This window comes from Amycolatopsis sp. NPDC088138 (assembly GCF_044741685.1).
Classification (GTDB): Bacteria; Actinomycetota; Actinomycetes; order Mycobacteriales; family Pseudonocardiaceae; genus Amycolatopsis.
In genome coordinates this window covers 678139-692057 of record NZ_JBIUTB010000003.1, presented here as the reverse complement: position 1 = coordinate 692057, position 13919 = coordinate 678139, and the positions used below count along the sequence as shown (strand labels likewise).

13 protein-coding genes are annotated in these 13919 nt (G+C 70.5%); 9 read left to right on the top strand and 4 right to left on the bottom strand.

Features of this window, described 5'->3' with window-relative positions; all coding sequences use genetic code 11:
- Positions 1-31: 31 nt before the first annotated feature.
- The 3 genes from ACIOD2_RS18280 to ACIOD2_RS18270 all read right to left on the bottom strand — a co-directional run bounded on the left by ACIOD2_RS18280 (position 32) and on the right by ACIOD2_RS18270 (position 4046).
- Positions 32-1096, bottom strand: a complete 1065-nt coding sequence (locus ACIOD2_RS18280; RefSeq protein WP_400539210.1) for a 2-oxoacid:ferredoxin oxidoreductase subunit beta — start codon at positions 1094-1096, stop codon at positions 32-34.
- On the bottom strand, positions 1093-3018 hold the full coding sequence (locus ACIOD2_RS18275; RefSeq protein WP_400539208.1) for a 2-oxoacid:acceptor oxidoreductase subunit alpha: 1926 nt from the start codon (positions 3016-3018) through the stop codon (positions 1093-1095). Before ACIOD2_RS18275 ends, ACIOD2_RS18280 begins: the two co-directional genes overlap by 4 nt.
- A 263-nt stretch (positions 3019-3281) precedes the next feature.
- The gene (locus ACIOD2_RS18270) at positions 3282-4046 is read right to left on the bottom strand and encodes an enoyl-CoA hydratase (RefSeq protein WP_400539206.1); all 765 of its coding nucleotides are present in this window, start codon (positions 4044-4046) and stop codon (positions 3282-3284) included.
- A gap of 54 nt (positions 4047-4100) precedes the next feature.
- Here ACIOD2_RS18270 and ACIOD2_RS18265 point away from each other — a divergent pair, with 54 nt between their 5' ends.
- Entirely contained in the window at positions 4101-4484 is a 384-nt protein-coding gene (locus ACIOD2_RS18265; protein WP_400539204.1) for a hypothetical protein, read from the top strand.
- 136 nt (positions 4485-4620) lie between these two features.
- Here ACIOD2_RS18265 and ACIOD2_RS18260 read toward each other — a convergent pair whose 3' ends face one another.
- Entirely contained in the window at positions 4621-5067 is a 447-nt protein-coding gene (locus ACIOD2_RS18260; RefSeq protein ID WP_026468878.1) for an Lrp/AsnC family transcriptional regulator, read from the bottom strand.
- A gap of 73 nt (positions 5068-5140) precedes the next feature.
- On the opposite strand from ACIOD2_RS18260, the gene ddaH reads away from it, so the two are divergent.
- The 8 genes from ddaH to ACIOD2_RS18220 all read left to right on the top strand — a co-directional run bounded on the left by ddaH (position 5141) and on the right by ACIOD2_RS18220 (position 13911).
- A complete protein-coding gene (ddaH, locus tag ACIOD2_RS18255; RefSeq protein WP_400539202.1) occupies positions 5141-5992 on the top strand; it encodes a dimethylargininase in 852 nt (283 codons plus the stop codon).
- Positions 5993-6099: 107 nt separating this feature from the next.
- Entirely contained in the window at positions 6100-6729 is a 630-nt protein-coding gene (locus tag ACIOD2_RS18250) for a polysaccharide deacetylase family protein (protein ID WP_400540389.1), read from the top strand.
- Between the two features lie 194 nt (positions 6730-6923).
- Positions 6924-7619, top strand: a complete 696-nt coding sequence (locus ACIOD2_RS18245) for a glycoside hydrolase family 75 protein (RefSeq protein ID WP_400539200.1) — start codon at positions 6924-6926, stop codon at positions 7617-7619.
- A 64-nt stretch (positions 7620-7683) separates the two neighbouring features.
- A complete protein-coding gene (locus tag ACIOD2_RS18240) occupies positions 7684-7944 on the top strand; it encodes a helix-hairpin-helix domain-containing protein (protein WP_400539198.1) in 261 nt (86 codons plus the stop codon).
- Positions 7945-8141: 197 nt separating this feature from the next.
- Positions 8142-9458, top strand: a complete 1317-nt coding sequence (locus ACIOD2_RS18235; RefSeq protein ID WP_400539196.1) for a nucleotide sugar dehydrogenase — start codon at positions 8142-8144, stop codon at positions 9456-9458.
- Positions 9448-10629 (top strand): glycosyltransferase family 4 protein, encoded by a 1182-nt coding sequence (locus ACIOD2_RS18230; RefSeq protein WP_400539194.1) that lies wholly within the window; start codon positions 9448-9450, stop codon positions 10627-10629. The genes ACIOD2_RS18235 and ACIOD2_RS18230 overlap by 11 nt, the downstream gene beginning before the upstream one ends.
- 109 nt (positions 10630-10738) lie before the next feature.
- Entirely contained in the window at positions 10739-12106 is a 1368-nt protein-coding gene (locus tag ACIOD2_RS18225) for an exopolysaccharide biosynthesis protein (protein WP_400539192.1), read from the top strand.
- The gene (locus ACIOD2_RS18220; protein WP_400539190.1) at positions 12103-13911 is read left to right on the top strand and encodes a Wzz/FepE/Etk N-terminal domain-containing protein; all 1809 of its coding nucleotides are present in this window, start codon (positions 12103-12105) and stop codon (positions 13909-13911) included. Before ACIOD2_RS18225 ends, ACIOD2_RS18220 begins: the two co-directional genes overlap by 4 nt.
- The last annotated feature ends 8 nt before the right edge of the window (positions 13912-13919 follow it).

The window sequence follows — 13919 nt, the reverse complement described above, 5'->3', positions numbered from 1 at the left end:
AGGCCACCTCGTGCTGAGGTGGCCTCTCGGGTTACGCGACCGTCCAGGTGTCCTTGCCGCGCAGCAGACCCTGCAGGTCCGGCTTGCGGGCTGCGCGGGCCTCCTCGACCTGGGCGCGGGCGCCGTCGTCGTAGGTGGGGCGCTCGACCTGGCGCAGGATGCCCGTCGGGACGTGGTTCAGGTTCTGGTCGCCGAGGCGCGAGAGCGCGAACGCGTACGACGTGTCGGTGATCGACGGGTCGTGCACGACGAGGTTGTCCTCGCCGATGTCGGCGACCTTGGCGACGTCCAGGCCGCCCCAGTCGCTGCGCTTGACGCCGAACTCCTGGTTCGGGCCGAACCGGATCGGCGCACCCGCCTGCAGCGGGATCAGCCGGGTGGCGGCTTCGTCGGCGTCCTTGAGGACGTCGAACGCGCCGTCGTTGAAGATCGGGCAGTTCTGGTAGATCTCCACCAGCGCCGATCCCCGGTGCTGCGCCGCGGCCTGCAGGACCTCGGTCAGGCCCTTGCGGTCGGAGTCCATCGCCCGGCCCACGAAGGAGGCTTCGGCGCCGATGGCCAGCGACAGCGGGTTGAACGGCGTGTCCACCGAACCCATCGGCGACGACTTGGTGACCATGCCCGGCCCCGACGTCGGGGAGTACTGGCCCTTGGTCAGCCCGTAGATCCGGTTGTTGAACAGCAGGATCTTGATGTTCACGTTGCGGCGCAGCGCGTGGATCAGGTGGTTGCCGCCGATGGACAGCGCGTCGCCGTCACCGGTGACGACCCACACCGACAGGTCCGGCCGCGTGGTCGCCAGGCCGGTCGCGATCGCCGGCGCGCGGCCGTGGATCGAGTGCATGCCGTAGGTGTTGAGGTAGTACGGGAACCGCGACGAGCAGCCGATCCCGGAGACGAACACGATGTTCTCGCGCTTGAGCCCGAGCGTGGGCAAGAAGGACTGGACCGCGTTGAGCACGACGTAGTCGCCGCAGCCGGGGCACCAGCGGACCTCCTGGTCCGACTTGTAGTCCTTGGCCTTCTGCGGCTCGTCGGTGGTGGGCACAAGGTCCAAGCCACCGAGAGTGGGGAGCCCGATGTCGATTGCGGTCACTTCGCCGCCTCCGTAGTAATGCCGGTGATGATCTCCGAGAACACGTTCTGCAGCTCTTCGGCCTTGAACGCCATCCCGGCGACCTTGGTGTACGAGTGGACGTCCACCAGGTACTTCGCGCGCAGCAGCAGGGAAAGCTGACCGAGGTTCATCTCCGGCACCACGACCTTGTCGTAGGAGCGGAGCACGTCACCCAGGTTCGACGGCAGCGGGTTGAGGTGGCGCAGGTGGGCCTGGGCGATCGGCATGCCGAGCTTGCGCACCCGCCGGCACGCGGCGCCGATCGGGCCGAAGCTGGAGCCCCAGCCGAGCGCGAGCACCCGGGCCTTGCCGCCGGACGGGTCGTCGACCACGACGTCGGGGACGTCGATGCCGTCGATCTTCGCCTGCCGCAGCCGGACCATCTTGTCGTGGTTGTCCGGGTCGTAGGAGATGTGCCCGGTCCGGTCGGCCTTCTCCAGCCCGCCGATGCGGTGCTGCAGGCCGGGCGTGCCCGGGATCGCCCACGCGCGGGCGAGGGTCTCCGGGTCGCGGACGTAGGGCCAGAACTCGCCGGAGTCGTTGTCCGAGTTGGGTTCGGTCGCGAACTCGACACGCAGGTCGGGCAGCGTCGTGACGTCCGGGATCAGCCACGGCTCGGACCCGTTGGCGATCGCGCCGTCCGAGAGCAGCAGCACCGGCGTGCGGTACTTCAGCGCGATCCGGGTGGCCTCGAGGGCCGCGTCGAAGCAGTCCGCCGGCGACAGCGGCGCGACGATCGGCACCGGCGACTCGCCGTTGCGGCCGAACATCGCCTGCAGCAGGTCGGCCTGCTCGGTCTTGGTCGGCAGGCCGGTCGACGGGCCGCCGCGCTGGACGTCGATGACGACCAGCGGCAGCTCCATCATCACGCCGAGGCCGATGGTCTCCGACTTCAGCGCGACACCCGGACCCGAGGTCGAGGTGACGCCGAGGGCGCCGCCGTAGGACGCGCCGAGCGCGGCGCCGATGCCGGCGATCTCGTCCTCGGCCTGGAAGGTGAGGATGCCGAAGTTCTTGTGCTTGGACAGCTCGTGGAGGATGTCCGACGCCGGCGTGATCGGGTAGGTGCCGAGCAGGATCTGCAGCCCGGACTGCTGCCCGGCGGCGACGAGGCCGTAGGCGAGCGCGGTGTTGCCGGTGATCTGCCGGTAGGTGCCCTGGTTCAGCTTCGCCGGCGCGACCTGGAACGTCGTCGCGAACGACTCGGTCGTCTCGCCGTAGTTCCAGCCCGCGCGGAAGGCCAGGATGTTGGCCTCGGCGATGTCGGGCTTCTTCGCGAACTTCTCGCGCAGGAACCGCTCGGTGCCTTCGGTCGGCCGGTGGTACATCCACGACAGCAGGCCGAGGGCGAACATGTTCTTGCAGCGCTCGGCGTCCTTCTTGCCGAGGCCGGTGTCGGCGAGCGCGCCCTGGGTGAGGGTCGACATGGCGACCCGGTGCACCTGGAACGGGGTGAGCGTGTCGTCGTCCAGCGGGTCCGTGGCGTAGCCGACCTTGGTCAGGTTCCGCTTGATGAAGTCGTCGGTGTTGAGGATGATCGTGCCGCCGCGCGGCACGTCGCCGAGGTTCGCCTTGAGCGCGGCCGGGTTCATCGCCACCAGCACGTCCGGCCGGTCGCCGGGGGTGAGGATGTCGTAGTCGGCGAAGTGGACCTGGAACGAGGAGACGCCCGGGATCGTGCCCTGCGGGGCGCGGATCTCGGCGGGGAAGTTCGGCATGGTCGACAGGTCGTTGCCGAACGCGGCGGCTTCGGAGGTGAAGCGGTCGCCGGTCAGCTGCATGCCGTCACCCGAGTCGCCCGCGAACCGGATGACGACCCGGTCCAGCTTGGCGATCTCGGTGTGCCTGGTCGCGGCGAGCGAGCCGTGACCAGCGCCGTTGCCGTTCGCACTCGTGCTCATGGGTCAGGGATTCCCTCTCTCCCGACGATGCGGCCTTCGGTCGCTCTTGCCCGGTGTCGTGACATTCGGGGCACCAGGCCCTACCACGAGGTTAGCTCGCGCATGACCACGATGTTCCCAGTGTCCCGGCAGCCGGACGACCTCTCTGCTGCGCTAGTGGTTCTTCTGTGCTGGTCCGACAAATACCTGTAACCGATGGTAACGGGTATCTTCCGCCGGTCGCTGTGACGCGTGTCTCGCGCCTCGCGTCCATCTGCTGGGACTCACGGCCGCGCCCGGATCCGCGCCCGCATCGCCGCCAGCCGTTCGGCGAACTCCGGGGACGCCAGCGAGGCGAGCTGGGGCTCGATCTCGACGTCGACGGCGTCGGCGTGCGCGGCCAGCGACGCGGTCGCCCGGAGGCTGCGCTTGGTGGCGAGCAGGGCCGCGCGCGGCGCGGCGACCGCGGGGGCCGCCAGCTCGCGTGCCGCGGCGACGAGCTCGTCGTGCTCGCCCTCGACCACGCGCAGCGCCAGCCCGGCGTGCACCGCCGCCTCGGCGTCGAGCGGCCGGCCGAACAGCGTCATCGCGGCGGCCTGCTGCGGGCCGGCCAGCCGCTGCGTCATCCACGTCATCCCGCCGCCCGGGTGCAGGCCGAGCTCCAGGAACCGGGCGACGAACTTCGCGTGCGGCCCGGCCAGCCGGACGTCCGCCGCGAGAGCGAGGTTCAGCCCGGCGCCGACGGCCGCGCCGCCGACCGCCGCGATCGTCGGCAGGGCGCACCGCGCGACGGCGAGGAAGCCTTCGTAGATGGCGCGCAGGCCGGCCTCGTCGGCCGCGCCCAGCGCGGAGAGGTCGGCGCCGGCGCAGAAGGCCGGCGGGGTGCCGGTGACCACGACGGCGTGCACCGACTCGTCCCGCTCCGCGGCCGCGACGGCCGCCGCGAGCTGCGAGGACAGCTCGAGCGTGAGCGCGTTGCGGCTGCCGGGCGCGTCGACGGTCAGCAGGGCGACGCCGCCCGCGTGCTCGCTGACGATGCTGTCGGTCATGGGGGTAAGGGTGGCACGGGGCGGCGGAGGCCGTGCTCGGGTATGACTGGAGGTATGGGGGAACTGGTCGGAGCGCTGGTACGGGGGTTCATCGTGCTGGCGGGCAACGTCCTGACGATGATCGACACGGCCGAGTTCTTCGGCGCCCGCCGCCGCAAGGCGCGGCAGGAGGCGCTGGCCCGCGGCGAGCAGGTGAAGATCCCGTGCGTGCTGCGCGACCCGGACCTGACGGACGGCCGCGAGCAGCAGGGAAGGCTCCTCCTGGGCGACGGCCGCGTCCGCTGGCTGGCCCCGGGCCGCCCACCGGCGGCGTTCGAGCCGGGCGAGCTGACGATGCAGGCGGTGGACGAGCAGGCCATCACGTTCCACGCGGGCCGCACCGAGCTGCGCCTCCACCCGGACGAGGCCCCGGCGGTCCTCCGAGCCCTCGGCACCTGAAACCGTCGGTACCCGCCGCTACGCTGGAAAGCGGGGGGCGCCGCCACACGCTCGTTCACATTTCCGCCCTCGACCAGCGGGCGACGCTCGACCGGCGGCCGAGACCCCGCCCCGGCGAACGGCGGATTCCGGCGCCTCACTCCTCCGGCGTCGGCGGCCGTTCGAGCAGCCGGGAGAGCACGACCGTCGACACCGTCCGGTCCACGATCTCCAGCCCGCGCAGCCGCTCCAGCGCCGTCTCCAGGTGATGGATGTCGGCCGCGCGCAGGTGGACGATCGCGTCGGCCGCGCCCGACACCGTGTACGCCGCCACCACCTCCGGCAGCGGCTCCAGCCGCGCGCGGATCCGGGCCGGGGTGATGTTGCCCTGGCACGTGACCTCGACGAACGCCTCCGTGCCCCAGCCCAGCGCCTCCGGGTCGACGACCGCCGTGAAGCCGCGCAGGATGCCGGTTTCGAGCAGCCGGTCGACCCGCCGCTTGACCGCCGGCGCCGACAGCCCGACGACCTTGCCGATCTCCGCGTAGCTTGATCGCGCGTTCGCCACGAGACACGAAACGATTCGCTGGTCGATGGTGTTCACACGCAACATCTAGCACAGATATGCGCAGCGAACAGCGATTGATTGCGAGTTTGGGCAGCCTTACCCTGCAATCATGCAGGGATCACAGCCCTTGGCCGCTCGCGTACCGACCACCCGCCGATACCTGATGTGCCCGCCGCGCTTCTTCGCGGTGGACTACGTGATCAACCCCTGGATGGACCCGACCCAGCCGGTCAGCGCCGACGTCGCCGTCGCGCAGTGGACCGAGCTGCGCGACACCTACCGCCGCCTCGGCCACACCGTCGAGGAGATCGAGCCCCAGCCCGGCCTGCCGGACATGGTCTTCGCCGCGAACTCCGGCACGGTCGTCGACGGCCGCGTCCTCGGCTCGCGGTTCCGCGCACCGCAGCGCTCCGCCGAGGCCGAGCACTTCCGCCGCTGGTTCGTCGAGCACGGCTACCGCGACCTCACCATGCCGGAGAAGATCAACGAAGCCGAGGGCGACTTCGCCTGGACCGGCAGCCTGCTGCTGGCCGGCACCGGCTTCCGCACCGACCCGGCCGCGCACGCCGAAGCGCAGGAGGTGCTCGGCGTCCCGGTCGTCTCGCTCAACCTGGTCGACCCGCGCTACTACCACCTCGACACGGCGCTGTTCGTGCTCGCCGAGTCGACCGACACGACCCGCGCGCAGATCGTCTACTACCCCGAGGCGTTCTCCGCGGGCTCGCGCCGGGTGCTGGAGCGGCTGTTCCCGGACGCCGTGCTCGCGACCGCGGCCGACGCCGAGTGCTTCGGGCTCAACGGGGTGTCCGACGGCCGGAACGTCGTGCTTCCGGTCGAGGCGACACGACTGGGTGAACTGCTCGCCGCCCGGGGGTACGAGCCGGTCTACGTCGACATCTCTGAGCTGCGCAAAGCCGGCGGCGGACCGAAGTGCTGCACGATGGAAATCCGGAAAGGCTGATTGCCCGAAAAAGTGTGTAACTCACCCGTTTGCTTCCGCGATTAATCGAGGTAATAGCTCGACTACGCGCGGTGGCAGGGGGTGGAGCGGTGGCGGTGAACCTCGCCATGCACGGGATCGGCCGGCCGGCTCGCCAGCTCGAGCCGGGGGAGAACGAGCGCTGGGTGACGGTCGAGCAGTTCGAGACCATCCTCGACGCGGTCCAGGACCGCGTCGACGTGCACCTCACCTTCGACGACGGCAACGAGTCCGACGTCGAGATCGCCCTGCCCCGGCTCGTCGAGCGCGGGCTGACGGCGGAGTTCTTCCCGCTCGCCGGCCGTCTCGGGCAGCGCGGGTACCTCGACCGCGACGCCCTGCGCGAGCTCGCCCGCGCCGGGATGGAGATCGGCTCGCACGGCTGGGAACCCCGCGACTGGCGCCGGCTCGACGACCGCCACGCGCGTCGAGAGCTGACGGAGGCGCCGAAGCTGCTCGGCGACCTGTGCGGCAAACCGGTGCGGCGGTATTCGCTGCCGTTCGGCGCGTACGACCGGCGGGTGCTGACGCGGCTCAAGCAGGCGGGCGCCACCCGCGTCTACACCAGCGACGGCGGCGAAACCAGCCGCGACGGCTGGCTGCAGGCACGCACGGAGCTGCGTCACGACCTCGACGACGCCTGGCTCGACGAGGTGCTCTCCGGTGGCCGCCGCAAGGGCTGGTGGCTGGGGCGGCTGTTCCGGCGGTCTGACGGTTAGTGGACTTCCCGATGGGCGGAACACGTCGCGAACGGTTTCCGCGCGACCGCGTCCGGTGAGCAGGGTTTTCGTCAAGTCCCGCCGGATGCTGGGAAATTCTCGTACCTCTGGGTCTTGAACCCGTCACAGTCCGGGTGCATCCTGTGTGCCTCGCCGCCGTAAGGAAAGTTTCCTAACTAAAGGGAGCACCAGGAATGCGGAAACTGATCCTGCTCGCGACCATGGCGCTGGCCGCGGCCGTGATGCCCTCGGCCCTCGCATCGGCAGCCCCGGCCCCCGCCGCAGCCCCGGCCTCCGTCGAGGCGGGGCCGACCGCGGCCCAGCTGCTGGCCAAGACCACCAGCTGCAACCAGATCTCCAACGGCAAGTACAAGACCGACGAGGACGTCTCGGCCAAGACGGTCGCCGTCTGCGACGCGAACGGTGCGGTCTTCTGGAAGGCCGACATGGACATCGACTGCGACGGCCAGCGCACGACGCAGTGCAACGAGGACACCGACTGCTGCTACCAGGACGACACGGCGTTCCACCAGTCCGACGGCAAGCCGCTCAGCGCCGCGAAGCTGCCCTACATCGTCGTGCCGAGCTCGAGCAGCATCTGGAAGTACTCCTCGTCGCAGCTGAAGGGCGGCGGCTCCTGCGCGGTGGTCTACAACGGCAAGATCGAGTACGCCGTCATCGGCGACACCGGCCCGACCCAGATCATCGGTGAAGCCTCCTACGCGACGGCGAAGGACCTCGGCATCAACCCCGACCCGTCCAACGGTGGCACCGACTCCGGTGTGACGTACATCTGCTTCAAGAACTCGACCGTCTCGCCGATCGAGAACCACACCAATGCGATCAGCAAGGGCGAAAGCCTCGCCACGACTTTCGTGAACAACAACTGACACTGGCGTGTCCGGGGCCGATCCGTTCAAGACACGGGTCGGCCCCGGCTGCTGTGCTGGACCCATGAGCGAACTGCTGAAGCTGGCCAACATCGGCCCGGCGATGGTCCGTGACCTCAGCCGGCTCGGCATCACCGAACCCGCCCAGCTGGCCGGGCGCGACCCCGTCGAGCTGTACGAACGTCTCTGCGCGACCGACGGGCACCGGCACGACCCGTGCGTGCTCGACACCTTCATGTCGGCCGTCGACCAGGCTGACGGGGCGCCGCCCCGGCCGTGGTGGACATACACCCCGGAACGGAAACGCCTTCTCGGGGAACGCTGACCGGAACCGCGCCGAACGCGTTGCCCGCCCACCTGCAAGATGCAATTCCCGGTCGAATCGAGACGCGATTCTTACCGGAAAACTGTTGCGCCTCACGGCCGTCTCACGCATTACCCCGTTCGCGGCCCTCGCGGTAACGATCCAGGGGGGCCCGCCGACCAACTCATGGGTCGCGTGGGAAAAGCGGAGGTTTTGGCGTGAAGATCAGTGTCTTCGGGCTCGGTTATGTCGGATGTGTCTCCGCGGCGTGCTTGGCGGGGCAGGGGCACCGGGTGGTCGGCGTGGACGTCAACCCGGTCAAGATCGACCTCATCACCCAGGGCAAGGCCCCGGTGGTCGAGGAGCGGATCGGCGAGCTGACCGCCGAAGTCGTGGCGAGCGGGGCGCTGAGAGCCACGACCGACGTCGCGGAAGCCGTCGCCGACAGCGAGATCTCGCTGGTCTGCGTGGGCACGCCGTCGGCGTCGAACGGCAGCCTCTCCACGGTCTACCTCGAGCGCGTCGCCGAGGAGATCGGCGAGGCGATCGCGAAGAAGGCCGAGCGGCACACCGTCGTCTTCCGCAGCACGATGCTGCCCGGTACCTGCCTGGACCTGCTGGTCCCCATCCTGGAGAAGGCGTCGGGCCGCACGGCCGGCGTCGACTTCGGCGTCGCGGTGAACCCCGAGTTCCTGCGCGAGGGCACCAGCGTCCGCGACTTCTTCGACCCGCCGAAGACCGTGATCGGCGAGATCGACGCCACCAGTGGTGACGCCGTCGCGGCGCTCTACGAGGGCCTGCCCGGCCCGGTCTTCCGGGTGCCGATCCCGGTCGCGGAGATGACGAAGTACGCCGACAACTCCTTCCACGGCCTGAAGATCGGGTTCGCGAACGAGCTCGGCTCGATCTGCCGCGCGCTCGGCCTCGACTCGCACCAGGTGATCGACGTCTTCCTCGCCGACACCAAGCTCAACATCAGCCCGGCCTACCTGAAGCCCGGGTTCGCGTTCGGCGGCTCGTGCCTGCCGAAGGACCTGCGCGGGCTGGTCTACGCCGCGCACCGCGCCGACGTGAAGGTGCCGATCCTGTCGCACGTGCTCAGCTCCAACGAGGAGCACCTGCAGCGGGCGTTCGACCTGGTCGCGCGCACCGGCAAGCGCAAGGTCGGGCTGTACGGGCTGTCGTTCAAGCCCGGCACCGACGACCTGCGCGAGTCGCCGCTGGTCGAGCTGGCCGAGAAGCTGCTCGGCAAGGGCTACGACCTCAAGATCTACGACGCGAACGTCAGCCTCTCGCGGCTGATGGGCGCGAACCGCGAGTACATCGAGGGCCGGCTCCCGCACCTCGGGCAACTGCTCGCCGGCTCCGTCCAGGAAGTCATGGACCACGCCGACGTCGTGATCGTCGGCTGCAAGGACCCGGACGTGCTGGCGGCCCTGCCGCACGGCGGCGACCGCGTGCTGATCGACCTCGTCCGCCTGCCCGACGCCGAGAAGCGTCGCCTTGAAGAGGGATACGCCGGCCTTGCCTGGTAAAGCGCTCATCCTCGTCGAAAACCTTTCGGTGCCGTTCGACCGGCGCGTCTGGCAGGAGTCCACGACCCTGCGTGACGCCGGGTGGGAGGTGCACGTGATCTGCCCGCAGGGCACGAAACGCGACACCGAGGCCGAAGCCGTCATCGACGGCGTCCACATCCACCGCTACCCGCTGAAGGCGGCGACCGGCGGCCCGGCCGGGTACCTGCAGGAGTACGGCAGCGCGCTGTGGCACACGCTGCGGCTGGCCCGGAAGATCGGCCCGGTCGACGTCGTGCACGCCTGCAACCCGCCGGACCTGCTGTACTTGGTGGCGAAGGTGCTCAAGCGCCAGGGCGCGAAGTTCATCTTCGACCAGCACGACCTCTGCCCCGAGCTGTACCTCTCGCGCTTCGACCGCGGGCAGGACCTCCTGTACCGCGGGGTCTGCGCGCTGGAGCGCGCCACCTACCGCGCCGCCGACGTCGTCATCTCGACGAACGAGAGCTACAAGCAGGTCGCCCGGATCCGCGGCGGCAAGCGGCCCGAGGACGTCTTCGTGGTGCGCAGCGCCCCGGTGGTCGAGCGGTTCCACGAGGTCCCCGTCGAGCCCGAGCTGAAGAAGGGCAAGCCGTACCTGCTGGCCTACCTCGGCGTGATGGGCCCGCAGGACGGCGTCGACTACGCCCTGCGCGCGCTCGCGAAGCTGCGCGACGAGGTCGGCCGCACCGACTGGCACGCCGTGTTCGTCGGCTCCGGTGACGCCTTCGACGACATGGTCGCCCTCTCGGCGAAGCTCGGGCTGGCCAACCAGGTCGAGTTCACCGGCCGGATCTCGGACGAGGACCTGGTCCGTTACCTGTCCACCGCCGACGTCTGCCTGTCGCCGGACCCGCTCAACCCGCTCAACGACGTCTCCACGATGAACAAGGTCATGGAGTACATGGCGATGAGCAAGCCGATCGTCTCGTTCGAGCTGCGGGAGGCGCGGGTCTCCGCCGGCGACGCCGCGGTGTACGCCCCGGCGAACGACGAAACGGAGTTCGCGGCCCTGGTCTCGCGCCTGCTCGACGACCCCGAGGAGCGGGTCAGGATGGGTAAGCTCGGCCAGGCCCGGGTCGCGGGCCCGCTGTCCTGGGAGAACTCGGCGAAGGCACTCATCGCCGCGTACGAGCACGCACTCGGTTCCTGATCGCTGTTCGGTCAAGAAGTCACCGGACGTGTAACCAATGATCCCGGCCGGACGACGGTTGGGGTAACCGGCCGATCCACTGAAGCCGTTCGGCGTACTCGCCCCAGGAATGGAGATCCCGCCGTTGACTGACGACACGGTGCGCCTGAGCCTCATCGGGCAGGTTCTCCGCCGGCGCTGGCGGCTGCTGGTGGCCCTCGCCGTGCTGGGCGCGGCGGTCGGCGCCGGCGCCTCGGTGCTCTTCTCGCCCGGATACCAGACCTCGTCCAGCGTGCTGCTGCAAGGACCGCGCCAGGCGGACGAGCTGCTCACCCAGGCCGAGGTCGCGACCAGCTCGGTCGTGCTCGACCGCGCCGCCGCGCAGCTGCAGTGGCACCCGAGTGGTGCCGACCTGAAGAAGCAGGTCACGGCGTCGGTGGCGAACGGCAACGTCGTCACGGTCACCGTCTCGGCGGACACCGCCGAGCACGCCCAGCAGCTCGCCGACCAGGTCGCGCAGCAGTTCGTCAAGTACTCCGGGCAGCTGGCCAGCAACTCGGCGGACGCCTCGGTGCAGCTGGCCCAGGAGCAGCGCGAGACGCTGCGCCAGCAGGTCCAGCTGACGACGCAGAAGATCAGCGACCTCGCCAAGACCGTCGGCGGGGACCTGACCGTCGAGAGCGTCCAGGTCCGCACGCAGCTCGAAGGCCTGCGGACGTCGCTGGAGCAGGCCATCAACGACCTCAACCAGGCCGACCTCGCGACCGGCATCGGCAACACCGTGGTGCTCGGTCCCTCCGAGCGCCCGACCGGCCCGGCCGCCCCGACGATGACGCAGCTGGCCGCCGGTGGCGCCGTGCTGTTCTTCCTGATCGGGGTCTTCGGGCACCTCTTCACCGCACGTGCCGACCGGCGGCTGCGGGGCGAGCCGGAGATCGCGTCCGCGCTCGGCTCGCCGATCCTCGCCGGCGTGGACGTCCCGACGCCGGAGGGCGACCGCCTCCCGGCGACCGGCCTGTACGGCAAGGTGCGGCGCCTGCTCGGCGGCGACCGGCCGTGGGTGCTCCCGCCGGTGGCGACCTCGGCCGACGACGTCAACCGCGGCATCCGGTACCGCCGGGTGCTCGCCCGGCTGGCCACCGGGCCCGCCGACATCCTGGTGCTGGTGGCCGACGACGACGAGACGGCCCGGCTGGCCGCGACGCAGCTGGCCGCACTGGCCGACGAGATGTCGCTGCCGCTGCGCGTCCAGGAAGTCACCCCCGGCCGCCCGACCGTCCCGGACGCCGGGGCGAGCTCCGGCGTGCTGGTCGTGCTCAGCACGGCCAGCCGGACCGCGTGGGAGCTCGTCGCGCTCGCCGAGGCCTGTTCGGAAGCCGGGCGGGAGATCATCGGCGCGGTCCTGACCCATCCCGTCCGGCCCCGTGAGCCGGTCGCCGAACCCGCGGCGGAAGCCCCAGAAAACACCACCGAGAAAGCCTTGGCAGGTTCGGCGTGACGACTACATCGGAAACCCCGGCCGCCCCGCTGGTCGACCTGGCGCGGGTGTTCGTCGCCATCCGCCGCCGCAAGCGGTTCTGGCTGGCCACGGCGCTGCTCGGGCTGATCGCGGGTGCGCTGGTCGCGATCCTGCTGCCGGCCCCGCCGACCGCCGTCGCCAAGGTGATCGTGGTCCACCAGGACGACTCGCCGACCGACAGCGGCACGCTGATGCGCACCGACGTCGCGGTGCTCTCGACCACCCAGATCGCCGAAGGCGCGCTGAAGAAGCTCAACAGCACCGAATCGCCCGAAGAGTTCATGAAGAACTACTCGGGCCTGCCGGTGACGAACAACGTCATGCAGATCACCGTCAAGGCCAAGACCAACGAAGAGGCTGTCGCGCAGGCGAAGGCGCTGGCCGACACCTTCATCGCCGATCACGTGCAGCGCAGCCAGGCCGCCGCGGCCGCGCAGTCGAAGGCCATCCTCGACCAGCGCAAGAACGCCCAGGACGAGCTGACGAAGGTCGACGCGCAGATCGCCGACGAGACCGGCAAGGGCCGCAACGCGAACGCGAGCACCCTCGAAGGCCTCTACGGCCGCCGCGCCGCGCTCGCGTCGCAGGTTTCGGACTTCGACTCCCGCGCGCAGCAGGCCGGCATCGGCAGCCCGCAGGTCGCCGCCGGTACCCAGATCGTCGACGCGCCCCGCGCGCTGCCGAAGGCGTTCCTCAAGACGACCGCGACCAACGCCGGCATCGGGTTCGCGCTGGGCCTGGCCCTCGGGATCGCGTTCGCCGCCATCGGCGCGGTCTCGCGTGACCGGCCGGTGCTGCGCCGCGAGATCTCGACGCACCTCGGCGCGTCCGTGATCGCCCAGCTGCCGTCGAAGCGCCGCGGCCCGGCCCGGCTGTGGCAGCGGTCCCGCGCGGTCTCGGAACGCCGGCGTGTCGCCACGACACTGGTCCGCGCGATCCAGAAGGACGTCACCGAGGTGTCGCTGCTGGAGCTCGGCGCGCCGAAGATCGCCGCCGCGCTCGCCCTCGACGTCGTGGAGCAGCTCGGCGAGGATGGCCGCGCGAGTGTCGTGGACGATCTGCCGGGCGAGGACGTCCGCAGGCTGGCGACCGAGACCGGCAGCGAGGTCACCGTGCTCGGCGCGGGCGACCCGGAGGCCGAAGACGGCGAACGCCGGGTCGGCGTCGGCACGGTGTCCCCGGGCACCGCGTGGACCGACCTGGAGCACCTCGGCGCCGAGACCGTGCTGGTCGTCAAGGCCGGGCACGCGAACACGCTGTGGCTGCACACGGTCGCGCGGCAGCTGGCCGACCAGCAGATCCCGATCCTCGGTGTGGTGCTGGTCGACCCGGACCCGCGCGACAAGTCCGACGGGACGCTGTGGGACGGCCTGCACACCGCCCTGCGCGGCCGCGCCGGGCTGACGCCCGTGGCGCCGCGCGTCGACGTCGAACGCGAAGACCGGATCGACGAGCTGGCGGCCCGGGTCGCCGAGCGCGTCGCGCTGGTGGATCCGCCGACGCGCATGTTCGCGCCGGTCCGGCCGATGGTCCCGTCGGTCGCCAAGCCGTTGCAGTCGAAGCCACTGCAGTCCAAGCCGCAGCAGGCCAAGCCGCAGCAGGGCCAGAAGCTCCCGGAACCCGGCACCGTCAGCGTCCCGCACGCGGACGCGCCGACGAAGAAGTTCGCTCCGGTCAAGCCGAAGCCGCGGCCGACGCCGTTCAAGCGCGACCACGGCGAGCCGACGCACCAAGGCGAACTGAACGCCGAGCTCGAGTCCGAAAAGAGCGCCGAGGTCTCCTGACCTCCGCG

What these genes read in the sequence shown, in the direction of transcription:
- ACIOD2_RS18275 (WP_400539208.1), bottom strand. Translation starts at nt 3,018, where the DNA reads ATGAGCACGAGTGCGAACGGCAACGGCGCTGGTCACGGCTCGCTCGCC.
- ACIOD2_RS18270 (WP_400539206.1), bottom strand. Translation starts at nt 4,046, where the DNA reads ATGACCGACAGCATCGTCAGCGAGCACGCGGGCGGCGTCGCCCTGCTG.
- ACIOD2_RS18265 (WP_400539204.1), top strand. Translation starts at nt 4,101, where the DNA reads ATGGGGGAACTGGTCGGAGCGCTGGTACGGGGGTTCATCGTGCTGGCG.
- ddaH (WP_400539202.1), top strand. Translation starts at nt 5,141, where the DNA reads ATGCAGGGATCACAGCCCTTGGCCGCTCGCGTACCGACCACCCGCCGA.
- ACIOD2_RS18250 (WP_400540389.1), top strand. Translation starts at nt 6,100, where the DNA reads ATGCACGGGATCGGCCGGCCGGCTCGCCAGCTCGAGCCGGGGGAGAAC.
- ACIOD2_RS18245 (WP_400539200.1), top strand. Translation starts at nt 6,924, where the DNA reads ATGCGGAAACTGATCCTGCTCGCGACCATGGCGCTGGCCGCGGCCGTG.
- ACIOD2_RS18240 (WP_400539198.1), top strand. Translation starts at nt 7,684, where the DNA reads ATGAGCGAACTGCTGAAGCTGGCCAACATCGGCCCGGCGATGGTCCGT.
- ACIOD2_RS18225 (WP_400539192.1), top strand. Translation starts at nt 10,739, where the DNA reads ATGGAGATCCCGCCGTTGACTGACGACACGGTGCGCCTGAGCCTCATC.